The 20,789-nt window shown below is 72.7% G+C and carries 22 protein-coding genes; 8 read left to right on the top strand and 14 right to left on the bottom strand.

Annotated features, from left to right (window positions below):
• Window positions 1–66: 66 nt before the first annotated feature.
• The gene (locus tag ABWI07_RS10275) at window positions 67–507 is read right to left on the bottom strand and encodes an SRPBCC family protein (RefSeq protein ID WP_149261366.1); all 441 of its coding nucleotides are present in this window, start codon (window positions 505–507) and stop codon (window positions 67–69) included.
• A gap of 95 nt (window positions 508–602) precedes the next feature.
• A complete protein-coding gene (locus ABWI07_RS10270) occupies window positions 603–1,190 on the bottom strand; it encodes a TetR/AcrR family transcriptional regulator (RefSeq protein ID WP_353818361.1) in 588 nt (195 codons plus the stop codon).
• A 149-nt stretch (window positions 1,191–1,339) separates the two neighbouring features.
• On the opposite strand from ABWI07_RS10270, the gene ABWI07_RS10265 reads away from it, so the two are divergent.
• Together ABWI07_RS10265 and ABWI07_RS10260 are read left to right on the top strand one after the other, a co-directional pair.
• A complete protein-coding gene (locus tag ABWI07_RS10265; RefSeq protein WP_149261365.1) occupies window positions 1,340–2,410 on the top strand; it encodes a DUF1214 domain-containing protein in 1,071 nt (356 codons plus the stop codon).
• Window positions 2,410–3,624 (top strand): sulfotransferase family protein, encoded by a 1,215-nt coding sequence (locus tag ABWI07_RS10260; RefSeq protein WP_353818360.1) that lies wholly within the window; start codon window positions 2,410–2,412, stop codon window positions 3,622–3,624. Before ABWI07_RS10265 ends, ABWI07_RS10260 begins: the two co-directional genes overlap by 1 nt.
• A gap of 30 nt (window positions 3,625–3,654) precedes the next feature.
• Here the strand turns inward: ABWI07_RS10260 and ABWI07_RS10255 are convergent, their stop codons facing one another.
• From ABWI07_RS10255 to ABWI07_RS10245, 3 genes are all read right to left on the bottom strand, one after another.
• A complete protein-coding gene (locus ABWI07_RS10255; protein WP_353818359.1) occupies window positions 3,655–4,269 on the bottom strand; it encodes a class I SAM-dependent methyltransferase in 615 nt (204 codons plus the stop codon).
• Window positions 4,270–4,375: 106 nt separating this feature from the next.
• Complete coding sequence (locus tag ABWI07_RS10250) at window positions 4,376–5,284, bottom strand: sulfite exporter TauE/SafE family protein (RefSeq protein WP_353818413.1); 909 nt, start codon at window positions 5,282–5,284, stop codon at window positions 4,376–4,378.
• Window positions 5,284–5,859 (bottom strand): rhodanese-like domain-containing protein, encoded by a 576-nt coding sequence (locus ABWI07_RS10245; protein ID WP_353818358.1) that lies wholly within the window; start codon window positions 5,857–5,859, stop codon window positions 5,284–5,286. The genes ABWI07_RS10250 and ABWI07_RS10245 overlap by 1 nt, the downstream gene beginning before the upstream one ends.
• A 318-nt stretch (window positions 5,860–6,177) precedes the next feature.
• On the opposite strand from ABWI07_RS10245, the gene ABWI07_RS10240 reads away from it, so the two are divergent.
• On the top strand, window positions 6,178–6,447 hold the full coding sequence (locus ABWI07_RS10240) for a metal-sensitive transcriptional regulator (RefSeq protein WP_353818357.1): 270 nt from the start codon (window positions 6,178–6,180) through the stop codon (window positions 6,445–6,447).
• A 373-nt stretch (window positions 6,448–6,820) separates the two neighbouring features.
• On the opposite strand, the gene ABWI07_RS10235 is transcribed toward ABWI07_RS10240, so the two are convergent.
• Window positions 6,821–7,018, bottom strand: a complete 198-nt coding sequence (locus tag ABWI07_RS10235; protein ID WP_353818356.1) for a ferredoxin — start codon at window positions 7,016–7,018, stop codon at window positions 6,821–6,823.
• Window positions 7,019–7,125: 107 nt separating this feature from the next.
• Here ABWI07_RS10235 and ABWI07_RS10230 point away from each other — a divergent pair, with 107 nt between their 5' ends.
• Window positions 7,126–8,355, top strand: a complete 1,230-nt coding sequence (locus ABWI07_RS10230) for a cytochrome P450 (RefSeq protein ID WP_353818355.1) — start codon at window positions 7,126–7,128, stop codon at window positions 8,353–8,355.
• Between the two features lie 64 nt (window positions 8,356–8,419).
• Here the strand turns inward: ABWI07_RS10230 and ABWI07_RS10225 are convergent, their stop codons facing one another.
• The 5 genes from ABWI07_RS10225 to ABWI07_RS10205 form a co-directional block, all read right to left on the bottom strand.
• Window positions 8,420–8,917: a MarR family winged helix-turn-helix transcriptional regulator gene (locus ABWI07_RS10225; protein WP_353818354.1), complete on the bottom strand. Its 498-nt coding sequence runs from the start codon at window positions 8,915–8,917 to the stop codon at window positions 8,420–8,422.
• A 63-nt stretch (window positions 8,918–8,980) separates the two neighbouring features.
• Window positions 8,981–9,910: an NAD(P)-dependent oxidoreductase gene (locus tag ABWI07_RS10220; protein ID WP_502912811.1), complete on the bottom strand. Its 930-nt coding sequence runs from the start codon at window positions 9,908–9,910 to the stop codon at window positions 8,981–8,983.
• Between the two features lie 40 nt (window positions 9,911–9,950).
• On the bottom strand, window positions 9,951–10,790 hold the full coding sequence (locus ABWI07_RS10215) for a TauD/TfdA dioxygenase family protein (protein ID WP_353818352.1): 840 nt from the start codon (window positions 10,788–10,790) through the stop codon (window positions 9,951–9,953).
• A gap of 132 nt (window positions 10,791–10,922) precedes the next feature.
• On the bottom strand, window positions 10,923–11,687 hold the full coding sequence (locus tag ABWI07_RS10210) for an enoyl-CoA hydratase/isomerase family protein (RefSeq protein ID WP_353818351.1): 765 nt from the start codon (window positions 11,685–11,687) through the stop codon (window positions 10,923–10,925).
• Window positions 11,688–11,838: 151 nt separating this feature from the next.
• The gene (locus tag ABWI07_RS10205; RefSeq protein WP_353818350.1) at window positions 11,839–12,591 is read right to left on the bottom strand and encodes a FadR/GntR family transcriptional regulator; all 753 of its coding nucleotides are present in this window, start codon (window positions 12,589–12,591) and stop codon (window positions 11,839–11,841) included.
• A gap of 359 nt (window positions 12,592–12,950) precedes the next feature.
• On the opposite strand from ABWI07_RS10205, the gene ABWI07_RS10200 reads away from it, so the two are divergent.
• Both ABWI07_RS10200 and ABWI07_RS10195 read left to right on the top strand, forming a co-directional pair.
• The gene (locus ABWI07_RS10200; protein ID WP_353818349.1) at window positions 12,951–14,213 is read left to right on the top strand and encodes a cytochrome P450; all 1,263 of its coding nucleotides are present in this window, start codon (window positions 12,951–12,953) and stop codon (window positions 14,211–14,213) included.
• A 1-nt stretch (window position 14,214) separates the two neighbouring features.
• Complete coding sequence (locus ABWI07_RS10195; RefSeq protein ID WP_353818348.1) at window positions 14,215–15,183, top strand: PDR/VanB family oxidoreductase; 969 nt, start codon at window positions 14,215–14,217, stop codon at window positions 15,181–15,183.
• Window positions 15,184–15,221: 38 nt separating this feature from the next.
• Here the strand turns inward: ABWI07_RS10195 and ABWI07_RS10190 are convergent, their stop codons facing one another.
• The 3 genes from ABWI07_RS10190 to ABWI07_RS10180 are packed head-to-tail and all read right to left on the bottom strand — an operon-like array spanning window position 15,222 to window position 18,405.
• The gene (locus ABWI07_RS10190; protein ID WP_353818347.1) at window positions 15,222–16,295 is read right to left on the bottom strand and encodes an alpha/beta hydrolase; all 1,074 of its coding nucleotides are present in this window, start codon (window positions 16,293–16,295) and stop codon (window positions 15,222–15,224) included.
• A gap of 21 nt (window positions 16,296–16,316) precedes the next feature.
• Window positions 16,317–17,405 carry a zinc-dependent alcohol dehydrogenase gene (locus ABWI07_RS10185; protein ID WP_353818346.1) on the bottom strand — a complete coding sequence of 363 codons (1,089 nt, stop codon included), beginning with the start codon at window positions 17,403–17,405 and terminating at the stop codon, window positions 16,317–16,319.
• Window positions 17,406–17,436: 31 nt separating this feature from the next.
• Window positions 17,437–18,405 carry a substrate-binding domain-containing protein gene (locus ABWI07_RS10180; RefSeq protein ID WP_353818345.1) on the bottom strand — a complete coding sequence of 323 codons (969 nt, stop codon included), beginning with the start codon at window positions 18,403–18,405 and terminating at the stop codon, window positions 17,437–17,439.
• Between the two features lie 247 nt (window positions 18,406–18,652).
• On the opposite strand from ABWI07_RS10180, the gene ABWI07_RS10175 reads away from it, so the two are divergent.
• Both ABWI07_RS10175 and ABWI07_RS10170 read left to right on the top strand, forming a co-directional pair.
• Window positions 18,653–19,798, top strand: coding sequence for an acyl-CoA dehydrogenase family protein (locus ABWI07_RS10175; protein WP_353818344.1), 1,146 nt, complete (start codon window positions 18,653–18,655; stop codon window positions 19,796–19,798).
• Between the two features lie 71 nt (window positions 19,799–19,869).
• The gene (locus ABWI07_RS10170) at window positions 19,870–20,787 is read left to right on the top strand and encodes an alpha/beta fold hydrolase (protein WP_353818343.1); all 918 of its coding nucleotides are present in this window, start codon (window positions 19,870–19,872) and stop codon (window positions 20,785–20,787) included.
• Window positions 20,788–20,789 lie beyond the last annotated feature (2 nt).

Raw genomic sequence — 20,789 nt, 5'->3', positions numbered from 1 at the left:
AGATATCGCCGACCGCTCGCAGTCGTCCACAATGGGATGGAGTGACGGGCCCCTACGGCGCACCGGTCACGCGCTCAGCGCGGAGTCGAGCTTGGCCAACTGGGCGTCGTAGATGCGCTGCAGGCCCTTGGGGGCGAAGGTCCGTTCGAAGAAGCCGCCGATGCCGCCCGCTCCGTCCCAGGTGGTGGCGACCTGGACGCGCGCGCCTCCGCCGGCCGGGGCGACCGTCCACGTGGTGACCATCGAGGAGTTGGCGTCCCGCTCCACCAGGCGGTCGGCGGCGGGGGCGCTCACGGTGAAGAGGCAGTCGCGCACCCGCTTGCTGGTGGCCGCGAGCTTCCAGTGCACCACCGTGCCCTCGCCCTGACCGCCTTCCCGCACCTCGTACTCGCTGAAGTGCTCCGTCAGCATCCGGGACCGCACCCCGGTGTAGTCGGCGAGCGCTCCGAGCACTTGGTCCGGGCTCGCTGCCAGCGTTCTCTCCGCGGTCACCACGACTTGTCCCATGCCGATCATTCTTTCACCGCGCCGGGCCGGCGTCGTTCAGCCTCGCCAGGCTTTGCCTTGGCGGCGGGCTCGACCTGCGGGACGAATGCTCCGCATCAGGGCTGCGCGGTGGCGGTGCCCAGGGTGGCCCGCGCGACGCGGCGGGCCTGGGCCAGAAGGCGTTCGGTGGAGTGGTGGTCGGGGTCGGTGAGGCGGAGGCGGACGAGTTCGTCGGCGACGGCGTGCAGGACGCGGATACTCAGTTCCGGATCGGCGGCATGGCCGGTGATCCTGTGGAGGTGGGAGCGGGTGACGGCGCGGGCCCGGGCGAGCCGCTGGTGGAGTTCGGGAGGTCCGCCTTCGGCGGGGAGCATGAACATCCGCCAGGTGGCGGGGGCCGCGTCGACGGCGTCCAGGATTCCGGCCAGCGCGCTGGTGAAGGGGTCCTCGTCCGGATGGACGGGACGGGCGGCCGCCTCCCGGAAGCCGGCGAAGGCATGCTCGATCTCGCGGTCGACGAGCGCGACGAGGAGACCGGGCAGGCTTTCGAACTGCTGGTAGATGACGGTGCGGGTGACGCCGCACTCCTCGGCGACCCGCTCGATGCTCACCGCGTGGTAGCCCTGCTCGACCACGATCCGGCGGGTCACGTCCAGGATCTGGGCGCGCCGCTGCGGGCCGCTCAGCCGTCGGCGTGCGGTCATGGTCCGGTGGCTCCTCGCATCTTGCCCCGATAACTTACGAACTGTAAGTTATCGCCTTGCCCGGCGGCCGTCCAGACCGGGCAGGAGCGAGGGTGAGCCATGGGGACGCCGCACCGAGCGACCGACCGGGGACCGGGCGAGGGCGGCATATGAGTCCCGACGGGCGGGCCTGGGCCGATCTGGTCGAGGCGCTGGGGGCCGCGGGACGGCGGCTCGACGACGCCGCCGCCGACCTGTCCGAGCAGGAGCGCGCCGACGGCTACCGGGCCCTGCTGCGCGGCCTGCACCACCAGCTCGCCCGGTTCGAGGTCGACCGCGAGCGCCCGGAGCTCGTCCCGTTCAACGGCTGGCGGCAGAAGTTCTTCATGGACAACCCCGACACCCGCTACTGGGTCGCCGACGTGCGCGGCGACCGGCGGTACCGCCTGACCGGCAGCACCGGCGACGCCGTCCACACCTCGATCACCGCCTACACCGGCGGGCCCGGCACAGCGACGGCCGCGGCCCGCATCGACGGCGACCGGCTCGGCATCGGCCCTTCCGGGGAGTTCTCCGTGCTCGTCGGCGGGACGCGGCCTCAGGCGGGCGCGTGGCTCCCGCTTCCCGAGGGCAACGGGCAACTCTGGGTGCGCCAGTTCCACGACGACGTCAAAACCGATCGCCATGGCTGGTGCGCCATCGAACCGGTGGCGGCGCCGCAGCCCCCGCCGCCGATCGAGGCCGCGCGGTTCCGGCACCGGTTGCGGCGGCTCGCCAAGGCCGTCGAGATGATGCCGGCGGTCTTCGCGGCGGTGGATAGGCAGGTCGAACCCAACACCGTCCACCACTGGGCGGAGATGGCGGAAGGCGCCGCCTACACCGAACCCGGCATCCACTACCTGCGCGGCGCTTGGAGACTCGACCCCGGCCAGGCGCTCCTCATCGAGGGCGAGACCGTCCCATGCCGGCACTGGAACGCCCTCCTCTACAGCCGATACCTCAACTCTCTCGACTACCGCCACCGGACCGTGTCCCTGACCGGCGCCAACGCCACGATCAGCGACGGCCGCTACCGGATCGTCCTGGCCTCCCAGGCGCCGGAGACCGGACCGGACGTCGACTGGCTCGACACCGAAGGCCGACCGTCCGGCTTCGTCGTCCTGCGCTGGCTGCACGCCGAACGCCCGCCGCCTCTGCCCCGCGTCCGCGTCCGCCGGATCGACGAGCTGGGAACCGCCTGATGACGCCGTGGCACCCTCCCCAGCGGACCCCGCAGGCCCAGGCGGTCTACGCCGCGGCCGAGTCCGACCGCGCCGCCCGGCCCGACGCGTACGCGCTCGACCCGGAACCCGTCATCGCCGCGGCGCTCCGCGACGCCGACCCCGCCGGGCTCGGCGACCCCGCGCTCTGGCGCGAAGGGCTGGACCGCTACCTGGCGTCCGCCGACGAGGACGGCCGCCTCAACGCCCTCGGCACCAGGATGGTCCGCGGGACGGCCGTCGCCGGCCTCCGCGCCCGCCTCGCGATGGACCGGCTCCGGCACACCGACCGGCCGCTCGACACGCCCCCCGTCGTCATCACCGGAGGGTGGCGGACCGGAACGACGTTCCTGTACCGGCTGCTGGCGACCGACCCCCGCCTGCGCGCACCGCTGCCCGCCGAACTGGCCGTCCCCTGGAAGTTCCGCGGCGCGGACGCCGAGCGGCGCGCGGAACTCATCGACGCCGGCGCGGCGGCCAACGACCTGCTGGACCTGCTGAACCCCGCTCTGTCGACCGTCCACGGCCACGGCCCGCGCCTGCCCGAGGAATGCGTCGTCGCGATGAACTCCGGCTTCCGCAACTGGGGGTTCAGCGCGACCGTCCGGCTGGACGGCTACAGCCGCTGGCTCGCCGGCCAGGACCTCACCGACACCTACCGGCGCCACCGGCACGTCCTGGCCACGCTCGACGACGCCGACGGCCGCCGATGGCTCCTCAAGGCCCCCGCCCACACCGCCGAGCTCTCCAGCCTGGCCGCAGCCTTCCCCGGCGCCTGCGTGATCTTCCTGCACCGCGACATCGTGCAGACCGTCGCCTCGGGGGCCAGTCTCTTCTGCGTCTTCCGCTCCACCTACAGCGACCACGTCGACCCCGCCGACGTCGGCCGCTTCCAGACCGATCAGACCGAACTGTGGCTCCGCCGCGCCCATGACTTCCGCACCGGTGACCGGGCCGGCAGCCTCACGATCGTCGACATCGACTACGACGACCTCGTCCACGACACCGCCGCCGTTCTCGACCGCGTCTACGCCGCGGCGGGCCTCGAACCCGAGGATGCCACCGGCATGATCGACCGCTACCACGCCGACCACCCGCGCACCGCCAAGGGCGCCCACCGCTACACCCCGCAGGACTTCGCGCTCGACGAGGCAGCGGTCCGGGCCCGCCTCACCCGCTGGGCGGGGCCGCCCTGAGCGGCCGGCTCACCGGGGTGATCGGGCAGGTCACGGGCGGTGGGCGAGGAGGAACGCGTCGATGGCCGTGCGGGAGCCCTCGTCGGTGGTGACCTCGCGGGTCCTGGGTTCCGCCCGCACGATCTGGAGGCCGCGGCCCTCGATGTCGGACACCGCGTCCTGCGCGGTGTAGAGCACGGCCGGATCCTGGGGGCCGCCGACACCGTGCGCGAGGTTGTCGCTGTCATGGGCCACGACGAGCAGCAGCCCGCCGGGGGCCACCGCGTCGGCGGCGGCGCGCAGGGCGCTGCGGCGCAACCGCTCGGCGACCTGCAGATAGGCGACGATCACCAACTCGGCGCCCTGGCGTGCCGGGGTGTACTCCCGTAGATCGGCCTCGACCAGGCGGATCCGGTCCGCGTGCTCACCGAGCCGCCGCTCGGCGAGCGAGCGGGCCCGCTCCAGACCGACGGCGGAGAAGTCGACCGCGGTGACCGTCCAGCCGCGCTCGGCGAGCCACAGCGCGTTGCGTCCCTCCCCTGCCGCCAGGTCGAGGGCGCGCCCCGCCGGCAGGTCCGCCGCGACCTCCTCGACCCACCGGTTGGGCCCGGCCGACCAGACCAGGTCGCTGCCGGCGTACCGGCGATCCCACTCCGCGCTGTCCACGGCCACCTCCACGTTCGACGTCCCGTTCCATCTTCGTCGCCGTCCCCCTCAGGCGCCGCGCTCATGCCCGGCGGCGCGGGAATCCCCGCGCCGCCGAGCCGGCGGATCAGTGCCGCACCCCTTCCGGCGGAGCGGCGTGCTTCGCCTCGCGGACGGCGGCCGGCCCGTGCCGTCTGGTCCTGTGCGCCAGGAGCGCGGCGGACGCGGCCACGGTGACGGCCGCCAGCACCGCCCAGCCGAGGGGGGTGGCGAACAGGGCGTGGCGGACCGGGTCGGGGGCCTGCTGGGACACCACGACCCCGGCCATCACCAGGACGAACCAGCCGAAGGCCTGGCGGAGCCGCTGCGGGTCGACGCGTCCGGCCAGGCGCGAACCGGCGAGGCCGCCCAGCACCGCGGCGGCGGTCACCGCGAGGGTCAGCGGCCAGTCGATGTGGACGCTGGAGAGGTATCCGGCCAGCCCCGCGAAGGACTTCATCGCGATGACCAGCAGCGACGTGCCGACCGCGACGGGCATGGACAGGCCGCCGAGCAGGACGAGCGCGGGAACGACGAGGAAGCCCCCGCCGGCCCCGACCAGCCCGGTGACGAGCCCGACGGTCACCCCTTCGGCCAGGATCCGGAAGATGGGCCGGTCCGCGTGAGTGCCGGTGGGAGTGCGGCGGCTGCGCAGCATCGCGACCGCGGTCACGGCCATCATCACCGCGAATGCGCCGAGCAGCACGCCGCCGGGGATGAAGGCCGCCAGCCGTCCGCCCGCGTAGGCGCCCGCCATTCCGGCGCCGCCGAACAGCAGGCCGGTGCGCCAGCGGACGCGGCCGGCCCGGGCGTGCGGCAGGATGCCCGCCAGCGAGGTCGCGCCCACCACGAACAGCGACATGGCGATGGCCTGCTTCGCCTCGACCCCGGCCACGTAGACGAGGATCGGCACGGTGAGGATGGATCCGCCGCCGCCGAGCAGGCCGAGCGAGACGCCGATGGCGAGCGATGCGATCAGGGTCAGCGCGAGTGTCATCATGGCCGCCGCTCCTTCAGCAGCTCGGCCATCGTCACGACGCTGCAGGACGGCGCCCGGTTGAACGGCAGCTTCGACAGCAGCATGCCCATCGTGCAGGTGTTGGTCAGGGCCGCGACCGTGAGGCCGGCGCCGACTCCGGCGGCGAGCCACTGGAGCCCCGGCACGACGAGGCCGCCGACGACGCCGGCCACCACGAGGGACCCGGCGACCAGGCGCACCTGCCGCTCCAGGTCCCAGCGGGACCGGTTCCGGTTGAGCGGCGCGCCCGCGGCCTCCCACGCGACGATCCCGCCGTCCAGGATGTGCACGTTGGTCATGCCCGCCTCGCCGAGCGCCTCCTCGGCCTGGGCCGCGCGGGCGCCGCTCCGGCAGACGAGCACCACCTCGTCGAGGGAGCCGCGCAGTTCGGCGCGGTGCTCCCGCAGCGTGTCGAGGGGGACGTTGTAGGAGCCGGGGATGTGCGACGCGGCGAACTCGGCGGGCGTGCGCACGTCCAGCAGGCGCGGCGCGTCCGGGGCGGCGAGGCGGTCGCGCAGCGAGGCCGCGTCGATCTTCGGGGACAAACGAGGCATACCCATCTTCTTTCGTCGTGGAGGCCGGTCCGGACCCGGGGCGCCGCTGCCGCCGCCCACCGGGGGGCGAGCAGGCCGCGGTCGCCGGACGCGCAGGTCACGGACATGTCACATACCCCAGGGGGTATGCCTCGGAGAGTAGCCGAGAAGGGAAACGATGCGCAAATACCCCAGGGGGTATCCAGGAACGCCGTGTACGGCTCGGCCCGCGGTCAGCCCGCCGGCCCCTCACGTGGGGAGCGGGGCGCGGACCGGGCCCGTCCGGCCCGCCGGATCGCGGCGCGGACCCTATACCCTGGCCGGTATGAGGAGGGCGACGTGAAATTCGAGGCGGAATCGCTGGCCGATGTCCTCGTGCGCCTGCGGCGCGCCCAGGGGCAGCTCGGCGGCGTCATCCAGATGATCGAGAACGAGCGGGACTGCAAGGACGTGATCGCCCAGCTCGCGGCGGTCTCGCGGGCACTGGACCGCGCCGGGTTCAAGATCATCGCAACGGGCCTGGAGAAGTGCGTCCAGGAAGGCGCGGACCCCGAGCAGGCCGCACTCGACCGCGCCCAGCTGGAGAAGCTCTTCATGAGCCTCGCCTGACCCGGCCCCGAGTACGACCACCGCCCCGGACGAGCGGGTCAGACCCGTAGATCTTCGCGGCAAGGCCCGGCCTTGGCGCGCCGAATCTCGCGGGTGACCGCCGGGGAGAGACCGCCCGCGAGCGGCTGCTCGAGCACGCCCCGGCGTCGCTGACCGTTCAGCCGGTGCCGAGGTCCACCCGGGAGCGCTGCTCGACCGGTTAGTGGTCCTCGTTGATTGTCACGGCCATACCGCCCGCCCCCGCCGCCGCCGCCCTGTCCGCGGCCGCGGCCGCGGACAGGTCGTCCCCGTAGTTCGGGAAGCCGGTCGTGCCGACCGCCTGGAGCCCGGGGCACCCGTGCTCGGCCCTGGTCCAGTCGCCCCAGGTGGACGCTCAGGGGCCTGCCAGGAGCCGGAGCGCCCGGGTCGGGCACGCGTCGACGGCCTCGGCGACATCGGCCAGCCGGTCCGGAGCCACCGTCTCCTCGATCAGGCGCACGGCACCGTTCTCCAGCCTGAAGTGCGTCGGTGCGATGTGCTCGCAGAGCCCCGAACCCATGCAGACACCGGGGTCAGCTCCGACACGTTGCATGCGGCTCCTCCTCTTCCCAGCCGATCGAGCGGCCTAGGACCGCCCTTGACGATCAGATGTGATCCTCATTACTTTGATTATAGTAACGCTATTTACGGAGGGCGCAGATGACCGTCGCCGCACCAACCGTCCCGATCGAGGACCCGCACTTCTACCTCGCCGATCCGTGGCCCACGTTCGACTGGATGCGGAGAGAGCAGCCCTTCTACTACTACGAGCCCCTGGACACGTTCGTCCTGACCAGGCACGCCGACATCAACGCCGTCACGCGCCGCGCCGCGGAGTTCGTCAGTTCCAGGGGCCTGTTCCTGAACGACGTGAAGTACGCGGACCAGGCCGGGGGCGAGCTGCTGACCGACAGCTTCTTCCCCAAGGGCGGCGAGCAGGTGGGGACCACCGACCCGCCCCGGCACCAGGAGCTCCGCCGCGTCATCGCCCCGGCGTTCTCGCCCCGGGCGCTGGAGCGGATGCGGGGCACGCTCACCGGAGTCGTCCGCGACCTGGTCCGCGGCATCGGGTCCGGTGAGGTGACCGACTGGATCCCCGCGGCGAGCGCCGTCCCGATCGTCGCCGCGACGCACCTCATCGGGCTTCCCGACACCGATGTGGAGCGCGTCCAGCACTGGAGCGACGAGCTGGAGAAGCTCGGCGCCGACCTCACGTTCGACGAGCTCCGCGCGGCCGCGACCGAGTTCCAGGGCCTCCAGCGGTACATCGTCGACAGCATCGAGGCCAAGCGGCGCAGCCCCGGCGGCGAGGACCTGCTGACCGTCCTGCTGGAGGCGGAGCTCGACCAGAAGAAGGTCTCCGAGGCCAACGTCGTCATGTTCGCCATGACCATGCTCGCGGCCGGGAGCGACACGACCCGCGCGCTGCTCGCCGGGCTGGTGCACGAGCTGGCCCAGCGTCCCGACCAGTGGCAGCGGCTCCGCGAGGACCGGTCACTGGTCCCGCTCGCGATCGAGGAGACGCTCCGCTGGGTGACGCCCGCGCGCGCGTTCCTGCGCACGGCGGTCGAGGACATCGAGCTCGAAGGGCAGCTCATCCGCGAGGGCCAGCACGTCTACCTGATGTACATGGCCGCCAACCGCGACGAGACGGTCTTCCCCGACCCGTACCGCTTCGACGTCGGACGGGCCGAGAGCGTCAAGCACCTCAGCTTCTCCTCCGGGGCGCACGTGTGCGCGGGATCGCGGCTCGTCCGGCTCGAGGCGCCGATCGTGCTCAACGCGCTGCTGGACGAGTTCAGCGCCGTCGAACTCGCCGCGCCCGCCACGCCCGTGGTCCACATCATCCGCAACAGCTGGACCGCGATGCCGGTGCGCTTCCACCGCTGATCCCGTCCACCGCCGATCCCCCGCGCCCCGTCGACGGATCGTCGGCGGGGCGCGCGAGCCGGCTTCAGCGTCCGAGTGCTCCGGCGTCCCGTTCCCGGACCGGCGGCACCTCGCCGAGCGGGGCGCAGTCGGCGAGGCGGAACATGATGTGCGTCGCCTGCGCCAGCACCGCCCGCTCGGCGGGCGTGACGTGGGCGTCGAGGGCGCGGGCGAGCCACGCCCCCCGGTGCTCGACGATCGAGCGGACGAGATCCTCACCGGCTTCGGTGAGGCTGAGCAGCGCCTTGCGCCCGTCGGACGGATCGGGCCGACCGGCCAGGAGCCCCTGCCGCTTCAGGGCCGACACCGTCTCGGCGATGGACTGCTGCCGGACGTGCTCGGCCTTGGCCAGCTCGCTGGCGGTCGTCGTGCCGGCCTCGGAGACGCGGCCGAGCACCGACAGCTGGGACATGGTCTGGCCGGTGGTGACCTCGGCCTGCTCGCTGCGCAGCCGGGCCCGCAGCCTGGCGGTCGCGAGCGCCAGTGCCATGGCGAGCTCCGGCGCCGTCGAATCGGTCTCCATGGGGCGACCCTACTGCTTTCTCAGGTAACCTACTCAGCTTTCCTGTGTACTTCGCCGGCCGGACTACGCGGCGCACTCGGGGTGCACGCCCGCCTCCCGGAAGGGCGGGATGAGCTCCTGGGTGCAGGCCGCGCAGCGCGGGACGGGCGGCACGTCGCCCAGGTCGTCCAGGTACCGGTCGCGCCGTCCGATCGTGTCGAGCAGCGTCCGCGCGGTGACGGCCGCCAGTGGAAGGACCAGGCCGGCCTGTCCCCCGGCCGCCGCGAAGGACGTAACGTCCTTGCGCATGACGAGGTGCGCCGGTTCCGTCCCCGGCGGCGCCTGGCGCCGGAGGCGGTCGTGGAAGCCCCACCGGCGCACCGCGCGCGAGTCCGCGGAGCTGGTGGTGAGGACCGTGCTCAGCGCGTCCTCGGTGAGCCCGTAGGCCCGGACCATCTCCATCGCCTCGATCTCCAGGGCGTAGCCCGCGATGGTCATGAAGTTCACGGCCAGCTTCACCGCCGTCCCGGCGCCCGCCGGGCCGACGTGGAAGATGTCCCGGCCGATCGCCTGGAACACGGGGCTGAGGCCGGCGACCACCGCGTCGTCCCCGCCGACCATGACCGTGAGGTCGCCGGTCCTGGCCCGTGCGACGCCGCCCGCCACCGGGGCGTCGACGACGTCCACCCCGGCCTCCGCGAGCCGGTTCTGGAGCCCCTTGACGTAGAAGGGCGTGACGGTGCTGTGGACGACCAGGGTGCCGGGCCGCCGCTCCGCCGCGGCCACCTCCTCCGCCACTTCGCCGACCTGCTGCTCGTTGAGGACGACCACCCCGACGGCGTCCACCGCCTCGGCAAGTTCCCGGACCGAGGCGGCGCCTGTGGCGCCCTGGTCGACGAGCTTCGCGACCGCTTCGGGACGGACGTCGTAGACGCGGGTCTCGATCCCCGCCCGGAGGACGGCGGCGGCGATCTGCTCGCCCATGTTGCCGAGGCCGATGATTCCGACCTTCATCAGCGGCTCCTGTTCGTCGGGTGAGGACACTGGCCGGCGCTCATGCCGCCGGGCCCCATGAGAGCCGGTCGAGGACCAGGCGGCGCAGGTGGCGCGGGTTGGCGTCGACCGAGCCCGAGCGGGCGTGCTGGACGGCGTGGTTGTCCCAGACGACGAGGTCGCCGTCGCTGTAGTGGTGCGAATGGACGTTGGACTCGTCGTAGAGGACCTTGAAGACCTGCTGCAGCAGGTCCTCGCCCTCCTCCGAGGTCGGCCCGAGCTCCTTGATGTGACTGGTGTAGAACTCGCTGACGAACACGGCCTTCCGACCGCTGTGGGGCAGGGTCACCACCATCGGGTGGACGGCGTGGCGGACGTCCGCCAGGGTCCTGCCCGCGGGGAAGTCGGCCTCCCGGACGCGGTTCGACTCCTGCTCGGGGTCGTCGTAGTCGAGGATGTGGACGGCGCTGAGCGGCTCGATCCGCCGCCGGAGCTCCTCGGGGAGCAGCTCGTAGGCGCGGACGCCGTTGGCGAAGCTCGTCGGAGGCGACGTCGGCGAGACGTCGATGGCGTAGAGCGAGGTGCCGGCGCGGGGGCGGTCGCGGTAGGCGCCGTCGTTGTGGAAGAGCAGCCTCCCCGAACCGGCCTCCGCGGCGTTCTCGACGGCCTGGTTCGTCATGAACTGGTGGTAGGCGCCGTTGTCGAACCGCTGGAGCGGGCCCAGGTAGCGGACGAACCGGTCGTGGTCCTCGCCGCTGAGGCGCTGCCCGCGGACGACCAGCAGGAAGTGGGCGGCGAACGCCTCGCGGACCGTCTCGACGCCGCGGCCGTCCAGGGGTTCGGTGAGGTCCACGCCCCGCAGTTCTGCGCCCAGCGCGGCCTTGAGTGGAACGACCTCCACGGCCATCTCCTATCTCTGATAAGACTTAACAGAGTTAGAGCGTAGGAGGTGGCCCCTCGCAAGTCAACAGGCTGCCTGTGTTCTTTGCGGGCCTCGGGCGTCCACCATGGCCGCGCCAGGGGCGGGGCCGGTTCAGCGCCGGAACCGCGCCGCGATGGCGTCGGCGGCCTCGGCGGTGCCGGCGGCCCGCGCGACGGAAGCGGTCTCCGCCCAGCCGCTGTCGACCCGCGTCTGCTCCCAGCCCTGCCTGATGAGCCGCTTGGTGCCGCCGAGCGCGAACGACGACCTGGCGAGGAGCCTGCGGGCGAGGGCGTCGGTGGTGGCGGCCAGGTCGGGAGCGTCGCAGACCACGTTGGCGATGCCCCATTCGACGGCCTCGTCCGCGGTGAGCACGCGGTCGAGAAGCGTCATCTCCAGCGCGCGGTGCTCGCCCACGCTCCTCGGCAGGAGGTAGGACAGGCCGCAGTCCGGGGTCAGGTTGACCGCGCCGTACGCGGCCAGGAACGTCGCGTCGCGGCTCGCGACGACGAGGTCGGCGGCCAGCACGAGCGCAAGACCGGCTCCGGCGGCCACGCCCTGGACGCTCGCCAGCACGGGCTTCGGCATCTCCCACACCAACTTCGCGAACGAGTCGGCGGCCGTCGCGAGCTTGTACACGTAGGTCGCGGCGGCGTCGGCGGACGCGATGGCGGCGAGGTCGCCGCCGGCGCAGAAGCGCCGGCCCGCCGCCGCCAGCACCACGAGCCGGACCGACGCGTCGTCGCAGGCCGCCCGCGCTGCGGAGCAGAGCGCCAGGGCCAGGTCGAGGTCGAGCGCGTTCGCCGTCTCGGGGCGGTTGAGGCGGATACGGGCGACCCCGTCGACGACCTGGTACTCCACCGGCGCTGTCCCGCTCACGCGAATCCCTCCAGTTCGGCCGCACAACCGAATAAGCATCCCAATCATAGTCATATTATGATGGGACGAGGGGAAGGGACCCCCGATGGTGAGACGTCGGAAGCGCCGGCGTATGCCGACCCGGCCGCGGCGCGGCCTCAGATCGAGATCGTCAGAACTCGGTGCGCGCGGCGCCGTGCGTGGCGGCCGACGCCCACTGGACGGGACGGCGCGACAGGTCCCGGTAGGCGGCGAGCCACGAGGCCCGGCCCTCTTCGAGGTGCAGGCGCATCGCCTCTTCGGCGGCGTCGGGGTCGCGGGAGACGAACGCCTTGAGCAGATTGCGGTGGGCGTCCAGCGCGACGGCGCGGTGGGCGCGCGTGAACTGCCCGGCCACGACTCCGAAGGCGAGACCGCCCGCGACCGACTCCAGCGCCGCGGAGAACAGTTCGAGCACCTTGTTCTGCGCGGCCGCGGCCACCAGTTCGTGGAACCGGAAGTTCTCCTTGCGGAACAGCTCGCGGTCGTCGAGGTTGGCGGCCATCCGCTCGTTGCAGCCGGCCATCTCGGCGAGCGTCTCGTCGTCCATGTTCTCGGCCGCCATCCGCGCCAGCCTGGGCTCCAGCGCCTGCCGGGCGGCGAAGACCTCGGAGAACGGCACGCGCTCGAACTGCAACAGCAGCGTCAGCGCCTCGCCCAGATCCGAGGCGCGGGGCCCGCGCACGACCGGCCCGCCGTCGCGGCCGGAGCGGATGGTGAGCACGCCCCTGCTCTCCAGCAGGCGCAGCGCCTCGCGCAGGGTGCTGCGGCCGACCTGGTAGGTCTCGAGCATCTCGCGCTCGTTCGGCAGCCGCGTGCCCTCGGGCAGGTTCTCCGAGACGATGCGGTTGGTGAGGTCGCGCGCGACGATCTCGGACTGCTTCATCGGCCTCTGCACAGGACCTGACACGGGGGAGCCTTTCTTCTCGGCTGTTCGCCGCCCTCCAGCCTAGTACAACCTCCCCGTAATCTGTGACCACAAAATGCAGGGAAACGCTTCCAGGCACCGCGCGCTGGACAGACGTTCCCGCCTCCAAGGCGGCTGCGAACCCAGGGTGACGCCACCGGACTCGGGAGCCCGTTGTGGCGTTCACCACATCCCTCTATACTATGCGCATGGTTACTATGCTTGGCTGTCAGACGTCCTCGCGGCGTCGGGCCGTGCCCGGCCTGGATCGGGTCCACGCCTAGCGAGCAGACAACGTCGACCTCCGGCCGTCCGGAACGCGAATCGAGGAGCTCAGCATGAGCCAAGCACAGTCCTGGGAGACGCGGAGTTTCGTCGACCTGACCGACTACCGGGAGGTCGAGGAGGTCCTGCGGCGGGGCCGCGACTTCGTCGTCGCGGGCACCAAGGCGGAGTCCGACGAGTTCGTCCACGGCAGCCTCATCGCCATCGACGGGCGCGAGCACCTGAACCGCCGCCGCGCGCTCATGAAGATGATCAGGCCGTCGCAGCCGTGGGGCGCGGAGGGCGGGCTCGTCGACGCCGTCTACGCGCACAACCTCGGGCGCGTCCGGGACGCCGCCGAGCCCGCCGACGGAATGATCCGCTTTGACCTCATCGACTTCTGCAAGCGGGTGATCTGGCGCGTCACGGCCGCCTTCGTCGGGCTGGACGGGGTCGAGGACGACGAGACGGTCGCGCGGTTCCAGCGGCTGGGGACCGACGTCGTCAGCGGCCTGACCGTCGAGTACGCCGCGCCCGAGGAGCGCCGGCGGATCCTGGAGACCGCCCGGGAGGCGCGCCGCCAGATCCGCGAGGAGATGTACGAGCCGAGCATCGCGCGCCGCGAGGCACTGATCCGCGAGGCGGGCGACGATCCGGACAAGCGCGCTGCGCTTCCCGCCGACCTCCTCACCAGCCTGCTCCTGCTCCCCGAGGACGCCCGGCTCGACGACGAACTCGTGTTCCGCGAGATGGTCGCGATGCTCTCGGCCTCGGTCAACAACCCCGTCTCTCAGGCCGCCTGGGCCGTGGACGACCTCCTCGCGTGGCTCGCCGACCATCCGGAGGACCGCGCGCGGATCGGCGAGAGGGAGTTCGTCAACCTCGCCGTCAAGGAGTCGCTGCGCCTGCACCGGGCGTCCCGGCCGTACCTGGTCCGGGTGGCCGTCGAGGACACCGTGCTGAAGTCCAGCGGCCGCTTCGTACCGGCCGGCACCTGGGTCTCCGGCTGGGTGGAGAAGGCGAACCACGACCCGTCGGTCTTCGGCGCCGACGCCGACGCCTACAACCCGCACAGGACCGTCGAGGACCCGAAGGCGCCCCATTTCGGGGTCGCCTTCGGCGCCGGGCCGCACGTCTGCCTCGGACGCCCCATGCTCCTGTGGGAGCAGGGCCCGGAGGAGTTCCAGGGGATCCAGACGAAGATGGTGCGCTTCCTTCTGGAAGGCGGTGTCGCCAAGGATCCCGAAGGCGTCCAGGAACTCGTCGGTGTGGAGGGCAGCTTCCGGTACGTCCGCTACGACGTCGTGATGCCGCTGCCCCAGAACGGGACGATCTGACATGGCCGGCGGCGCCGACGACAGGCTCAAGCTCGTCCTCGACCGCACCGAGCGGGTCGCGGAGAACGTCCTCCTGCTCCGGTTCCAGGCGGTCGGCGGCGGCCCCCTCCCCTTGTGGGAGCCGGGAGCGCACCTCGAACTCCGGCTGCCCTCCGGGCTCTCCCGCCAGTACTCCCTGTGCGGAGACCCGGCCGACACGGACTCCTACACGTTCTGCGTCCTCAAGGAGGAGCAGGGGCGAGGGGGGTCCGTCGAGATCCACCGCGATCTCAAGGCCGGCGACGAGATCGAGGCCCGCCTTCCGCGCAACCACTTCCCTCTCGTCGACGCCCCCGAGTACGTGTTCGTCGCCGGCGGCATCGGCGTCACGCCGATCAAGGCGATGGCGGAGGAGGCGGAGCGCCGCGGCGCGGCCTGGCGCCTGGTCTACGGCGGCCGCTCCAGAGCGTCCATGGCGTTCGTCCCGGAGCTCACGGCCCTCGGCGGACCGCGGACGACGGTGGTCCCCCAGGACGAGGCCGGCCTTCTCGACGTGCCCGCCATCGTGCGGGCGCTGCCCGAGGACGCGCTGCTGTACTGCTGCGGTCCGGCCGGGCTGCTCGACGCCGTGACGGACGCGTGCACGGCCGCCGGGGTCGCGGACCGGCTGCACCTGGAGCGGTTCACGGCGTCGGGGACCGCGTCGGCGCCGGACGGCGAGGACACCGCGTTCGAGATCGAGCTCGCGGCCTCGGGCGTGACGCTGACGGTCGCGGCGGACGAGAGCATCCTCGAAGTGGCCAGGTCGGTCCGGAGCGATCTCGGCTTCTCGTGCCAGGAGGGCTACTGCGGCAGTTGCGAGACCCGGGTGATCGCCGGCCGGCCGGACCACCGCGGGACCCTCATGTCGCCCGAGGAGCACGACGAGGAGGGCACCATGCTGATCTGCGTCGGCCGCTCGTGCTCGCCGAAGCTCGTCCTCGACCTGTAGGCCCGCCGGACTTCCCCAGGACTCGCCCTGGCCGGTCGTCAGCGACCGGCCAGGGCGAGCACCTCCCCGGTCACCAGTTCCGGAAGCTCCTCGGGGATGTAGTGACCGGCCCCGGTCTCGCGGACGGTCATGTCGGTGAAGTACCGCGCGTACTGGTCGGCGAACGGGTCACCGCTGGGCATGACGCCGTCGCCGTGCACCGGGAAGCGGGTCGCGAACTGCCTGCCGTAGATCAGGAGCGACGGTCCGCGGAACCGCTTGCGGCGGTCCTCGGGGCCGAAGTCGTGGAACTCGTGCCGCCACGGGTGCGCGTCGATGCCGTCGCGGTGCAGCCACATGGCCGCCACCTCCCGTTCCGAGAGCGCCTGGTAGCGCTCGCCGCCGGGCGCGTCCGGATCCGCGATGACGCGGTGCAGCGGCATGGCGTAGCGGTAGTACTGGACGGCGTTGGCCTGCGCGGACGCGTCGAGGCTCGCGACGTAGTGGTCGATGTCCGCGTCCGAGAAGAAGGGCACCTCGCGCTCGGGCTGGGTGTTGCCGTAGGCGTTTCCAGGGCGCTCCCCAAGCACGGCTCCGGCGCGGCCGCCCAAGCGGACCCGGATCATGTCCGCCGCGTGGGACGCGAGGAACGCCTCGGGCAGCGGCTCCGCCTTGAACCAGTACGGGTGGGGGATGTCGGGCGAGATGACCGTGCAGGGCGAGTCGATGAGTCCCAGGCGCGTGAACAGCCCGGGATGGTCGACGGCCGCCTTGAAGGCGATCAGGCCTCCCCAGTCATGGCCGACCACGGTGACGTCCGACAGCCCCTCCGCCCGGCAGAACTCCCGGATGTCGGCGGCGAGGAGGGCGCGGCTCACCCGGGTGCCGGGCCTGTCGGTCAGGCCGTACCCGCGCGTGTCCACCGCGTAGGCCGGGTGTCCGTGGGCGGCCAGGGCGGCGACCTGGTGGCGGAACGCGTGCGAGGTCTGCGGGAAGCCGTGGATCAGCACGATCGGAACCCGGGGCCCGCCGATGCCGGCTGCCAGGGCGTGCATGGTCAGCCCGGGGGTCCGCACGAAGACCGATCGGGGGGTCGTTCCGGCCGGGGCGGCCGGCTCCGGTGACATCCGCATGCCGTTCGCTCCTCTCGTCCGTCAGTTCTGGATGCGCACCTGGAGCGGTCGCGCCGGGTCGGCCGATCCGAGCGACTCGATGGCCGCCGCCGCCTGGTCGAGCGGATACGCCCGCGAGGGGACGGCGTCCAGGTCCCAGGCGCCGTCGTTCAGCGCCTGGACGGCCTTCCGGAGGGACCGCAGCCCCTTGCTCCGGGGACCGGTGACGGTGAGCCTCCGCCGGGCGATCAGGTCGGCCTCGACTTCGAGCCTGCGGCCCGAGCCCTTCAACCCGGCCAGGACCAGCCGCCCGTCCCGGTCGAGCACGTGGAGGCCCTGCTCGACCGCCGACGTCGAGTAGGGCGTGGTGTCGACGACGACGTCCACGCCGTACCCGAGCCCGTCCCGCAGCTCGCCGGGGTCGTCGGAGGTCGTCTCGTAGGTGTCGTGGATCCCGAACCCGGCCGCGAGCGCGAGCCGTTCCCGGTCGCGGGGAAGGCCGACCCAGGCGACGCGCTCGGCGCCCGAGTGGACCGCGACCAGCGCGCAGGCGAGGCCGCGGGGGCCCGCGCCGAGGACGGCCACCGTGGAGCCCGGGCCGGCGCGGCCGGACTCGACCGTCCACTCGAACCCGTTGGCGAGCGGGTTGTGGAACGCCGCGGCGGCCGGTGTGACGTGCTCGGCGAGCGGGAGGAGCGTGGCGCCCGGCGCGAGGTACAGGTGCGTCGCCATCCCGCCCCACAGTCCGGGCGGCTCGTCGGGCGAGACGGTCCCGTAGGAGCGGGACCGGCAGTCCCCGCCCGCCTCGCAGTCCGCGCACCGTCCGCACCGGATCGCCGAGTTGACGACGACCCTGTCCCCGACGGCGACGCCGGAGGCGCGGCGCATCTCCTCCCCCATCGCGACGACCCGCCCGACGGGCTCGTGGCCCAGCGTCATGGGCATCGGGTAGCCGTCGAGGGCCGCGTCGTAGAACTCCGCGTCGGAGCCGCAGACGCCGTTGACCTCGACGGCGAGGACGCCGTCGCGGGGTCCGGCGGCGGGGATCGGGAACTCGCGGACCTCGATCCGCCGGGGGGCGGTGAGCACCGCCGCCCGCGCGGTCGCGGCCGTCGTCGGTTCCGTGGTCATGAGGACTCCCGAGAGAAGGCGTGCGGTCGGCTCATGCGGGCTCGACCGGCAGGAAGAACTCGTCCAGCGGCACGTCGTCCCAGAGGAGGCCCTGCCGGCTCATGTAGCGCATGAGGGCGTCGAGCGTGGGCGCGTTCGCCGCGAGCCCGTACGGCCAGGGGTCCCCGCCCATGATCCGCGTCTGCTCCTCCGCCGCGTGCAGCGCCCACGGGAGGGTGAGGTACGCGACGCTGGTCGACCACAGCCGCCGCTGGGCGCGGCGCTTGCTCTCGTCGAAGACCGCGAAGAGCCGGGGCGCCAAGGAGCGGTCGCCGTCCAGGACGGCGCGCTTGACCACGAGCACGTGCATCACCGGGAAGACTCCGGACCTGGCGAAGTACCTGCGCTCCTCGGCGAACGCGTCGGCGAAGAGGCGGCGCACGCCGGGTGCCGGCGGGGCCGTGCCGGCTCCTATCCATGCGTCGATCCGGCCGCCGAGGAGGTTCTCCTGCGGGGACGTCCCCGGCGGCGCGACCGCGATCTCGACGCCGGACGGGTGCCTGACCGCCTCCTCGTCCAGTCCGGTCGCCGCGCGGTGGGTGACCCATCGCAGGTCCTCCGGTGCCAGGCCGTACTCGTCCGCGAAGAGGCCGCGCAGCCAGACCGCCATCGTCATGCCGTACTCGGGCAGCCCGACGCGCCCGCCCCGCAGGTCGGCCGGGGTGCGCAGGTCGGAGTCCTCCCGCACGTAGACGTTGGAGTGCCGGAACGCGCGCGAGATCCACACCGGGAGCGCCACGAGGTCGCAGGCGTCCCGGAGGCGGGACCGCTCGGTCATGTAGAAGGACACCGACATCTCGCCGCCCGCGAAGTCGGGCGAGTCGCGCAGGGCGGCGAAGGCGTCCTTGGGACTGGCGAGCGTCTCCAGCTCCAGGGCGATCCCGGCGCGGGCGGCGAGGTCCGGTACGTCGGCGAGACGGTCGTAACGGCCGCCGAAGACGAACCTCAGGGGCCCGCTCATCGAGCGAGGGCCCGCGCCGGCGCGGAGCGGCGCTTGATCGGCCGGTCAAACATAGTTACCATGCACATATTATAGGAGCCCGGTCAGGCCCGCCGTCAACGTGCCGGACGGGCGACCGGACGCCGGGACGGCGCCCGGCGGGGGCCGACGGGCGCCGGTTCGCGTCACCGTCCCTCCCGTCCATGCCGGACGGCGCCTCGCCGCCCGCGAGCGCCCGGCGCCGCCCGTCCGCGAAAGGGAGGACACCGTGAGCAGTTCCGCCGAGGAGTCCGCAGCGCTGGTGGACATGGTGTCCTCCTTCGCGCGGGACGTCGTGGCCCCGCGCGTGGCCGAGTACGACAGGGCCGAAAGGCTGCCCCGCGACATCCTCGACCGGATGCGCGAACTCGGGCTGTTCGGAGGCACCGTCCCCGAGGAACTGGGCGGCGCCGGGCTCGACCACGCCACCTACGCGGCGGTCATCGAGGCGATGTCGACCGTCGACCACTGCCTCGGCGTCCTGATGAGCATGCCGTCCGCGCTGGTCGGTTCCGGGCTGCTCCGCCACGGCACGCCCGAGCAGCAGAGGAGATGGCTCGTCCCGCTGGCCGCCGGCGAGGTCTTCGGATGCGCGGGCGTCACCGAGCCCCAGTCCGGAAGCAACGTGGCCGCGATGGAGACGACCTACCGCCGCGACGGCTCCGGATTCGTGATCAACGGCGCCAAGACGTGGATCACCAACATCGACATCGCCGACTTCATCGTCACCTTCGCCACGCGCGACCGCGCCCTGGGACGTGCCGGGGTCAGCGCCTTCGTGATCCCGATCGGCACTCCCGGCCTGTCGACCCGTCCGTTCGCGGACAAGCTCGGCTTCCGCCCCCTGTGCAGCGGCGAGGTCGCGCTGCAGGACGTGCGCGTGGGCCCGGAGTGCCTACTCGGCGAGGAGGGCGACGGCTACCGCATCGCCATGGGGGCCGTGGAGCGCGGCAGGCTCTCGGTCGCCGCGCGTGCGGTCGGCCTCGCCCAGGGCTGCCTCGACGACTCGATCACGTACGCGCGCGACCGGGTCATCGCCGGGACGCCCATCGGGGACCACCAGCTCATCCAGCAGAAGCTCGCCGACATGGCCACCGGGATCCAGGCCGCCCGGCTCCTCGTCCGGCACTGCGCACGGGAGATGGACGCCGGCTCCCGCGCGCGGACGGAGACCAGCATGGCCAAGATGTTCGCCTCCGACGTCGCGCAGCGGACGGCGACCGAGGCCGTCCAGATCCACGGCGCCTACGGCGTCTCGCCCGAGTTCCGCGTCGGCCGCGCCTACCGCGACGCGAAGGTCTTCCAGCTCGTGGAGGGCACGAACGAGATCCACCGGCTGCTCATCTCGCGCGCGCTGCTGAACCCGCGCGGCTGACGGTCCGCCCCGGCGGACCCCGGCCGTCCCACCGGCCGCGGGCCGACTCTCCCGCAACGAAAGGCAACCACATGGCACCTAGCGACACCGTATGGGTCGACCTCCTCGGCACTGCGTTCGAGCAGCGCTTCTACGACGTCGGCGGAGTGCGCACCCGGAGCATCGAGGCGGGCGAGGGCCCCCCGATCGTGTTCCTGCACGGCGGCGGCGGACACGCCGAGACGTGGATCCGCAATCTCGGGCCGCACAGCGGGGACCGCCGCTGCCACGCCATCGACATGCTCGGCCACGGCTACACCGACGCTCCCGAAAGCTGCGGCTACACCACCGCGGAGGTGCTCGACCACGTCGTGCGCTTCCTCGACGCCGCCGGGATCGACCGCGCCGACTTCTGCGGCGAGTCGTTCGGCGGGCGCGTCGCCGCGTGGATGGCGATCAAGCACCCCGACCGCGTGGACAAGCTGGTCCTCAACACCTCCGGCGGGCTCCCCGCGACCGGGAGGCGGCAGGCCGAGGACGTGGTCGACCTGCTCGCGCGCACCACGGCGTCGCTGCGGCACGCCTCGGACGAGGCCGTCCGCTCCCGGATCCAGTGGCTGTTCGCGGACCCCGCGCAGGTCCCCGAGGAGTTCGTGCGCATCCGGCAGGCGATCTACGCGCGGCCGGGCGTCAAGGAGTCCCTCACCAAGCTGTTCGAGAGGCTCTTCGACCCCGAGGACGCGCGGCACTACTGGCTCACCCCCGAGCGGCTGAGCCGGGTGAAGGCGCCGACGCTGGTCATCTGGAGCGACGGCAATCCGATCCACTCGTGGGAGGACGCCCGCGCGGGGTTCTCCCACATCCCCGACGTGCGGTTCCATCTGATCAAGGAGGCCGCCCACTGGCCGCAGTTCGAGCAGCCCGAGGAGTACAACCGCGTGCAGGTCGGGTTCCTGCGCGGCGAACCGGCGCAGGGCTCCCGGCCCGGGGCCGTGACGAGTGCGGGGTGACC

Origin of the sequence: Actinomadura sp. NPDC000600 (assembly GCF_040492135.1) — a bacterium.
GTDB lineage: Bacteria > Actinomycetota > Actinomycetes > Streptosporangiales > Streptosporangiaceae > Spirillospora.
Note: the sequence above shows the minus strand (reverse complement) of the source record. Positions and strands in the feature narration are given on the sequence as shown.

Bases quoted from the DNA above. Each gene is read 5' to 3' on its own strand.
- ABWI07_RS10235 (WP_353818356.1), bottom strand. From the start codon at position 7,018: ATGCAACGTGTCGGAGCTGACCCCGGTGTCTGCATGGGTTCGGGGCTC.
- ABWI07_RS10245 (WP_353818358.1), bottom strand. From the start codon at position 5,859: ATGCCTCGTTTGTCCCCGAAGATCGACGCGGCCTCGCTGCGCGACCGC.
- ABWI07_RS10230 (WP_353818355.1), top strand. From the start codon at position 7,126: ATGACCGTCGCCGCACCAACCGTCCCGATCGAGGACCCGCACTTCTAC.
- ABWI07_RS10190 (WP_353818347.1), bottom strand. From the start codon at position 16,295: ATGCGGATGTCACCGGAGCCGGCCGCCCCGGCCGGAACGACCCCCCGA.
- ABWI07_RS10200 (WP_353818349.1), top strand. From the start codon at position 12,951: ATGAGCCAAGCACAGTCCTGGGAGACGCGGAGTTTCGTCGACCTGACC.
- ABWI07_RS10205 (WP_353818350.1), bottom strand. From the start codon at position 12,591: ATGAAGCAGTCCGAGATCGTCGCGCGCGACCTCACCAACCGCATCGTC.
- ABWI07_RS10270 (WP_353818361.1), bottom strand. From the start codon at position 1,190: ATGACCGCACGCCGACGGCTGAGCGGCCCGCAGCGGCGCGCCCAGATC.
- ABWI07_RS10180 (WP_353818345.1), bottom strand. From the start codon at position 18,405: ATGAGCGGGCCCCTGAGGTTCGTCTTCGGCGGCCGTTACGACCGTCTC.
- ABWI07_RS10170 (WP_353818343.1), top strand. From the start codon at position 19,870: ATGGCACCTAGCGACACCGTATGGGTCGACCTCCTCGGCACTGCGTTC.
- ABWI07_RS10250 (WP_353818413.1), bottom strand. From the start codon at position 5,284: ATGACACTCGCGCTGACCCTGATCGCATCGCTCGCCATCGGCGTCTCG.
- ABWI07_RS10225 (WP_353818354.1), bottom strand. From the start codon at position 8,917: ATGGAGACCGATTCGACGGCGCCGGAGCTCGCCATGGCACTGGCGCTC.
- ABWI07_RS10185 (WP_353818346.1), bottom strand. From the start codon at position 17,405: ATGACCACGGAACCGACGACGGCCGCGACCGCGCGGGCGGCGGTGCTC.
- ABWI07_RS10260 (WP_353818360.1), top strand. From the start codon at position 2,410: ATGACGCCGTGGCACCCTCCCCAGCGGACCCCGCAGGCCCAGGCGGTC.
- ABWI07_RS10195 (WP_353818348.1), top strand. From the start codon at position 14,215: ATGGCCGGCGGCGCCGACGACAGGCTCAAGCTCGTCCTCGACCGCACC.
- ABWI07_RS10265 (WP_149261365.1), top strand. From the start codon at position 1,340: ATGAGTCCCGACGGGCGGGCCTGGGCCGATCTGGTCGAGGCGCTGGGG.
- ABWI07_RS10275 (WP_149261366.1), bottom strand. From the start codon at position 507: ATGGGACAAGTCGTGGTGACCGCGGAGAGAACGCTGGCAGCGAGCCCG.
- ABWI07_RS10220 (WP_502912811.1), bottom strand. From the start codon at position 9,910: ATGAAGGTCGGAATCATCGGCCTCGGCAACATGGGCGAGCAGATCGCC.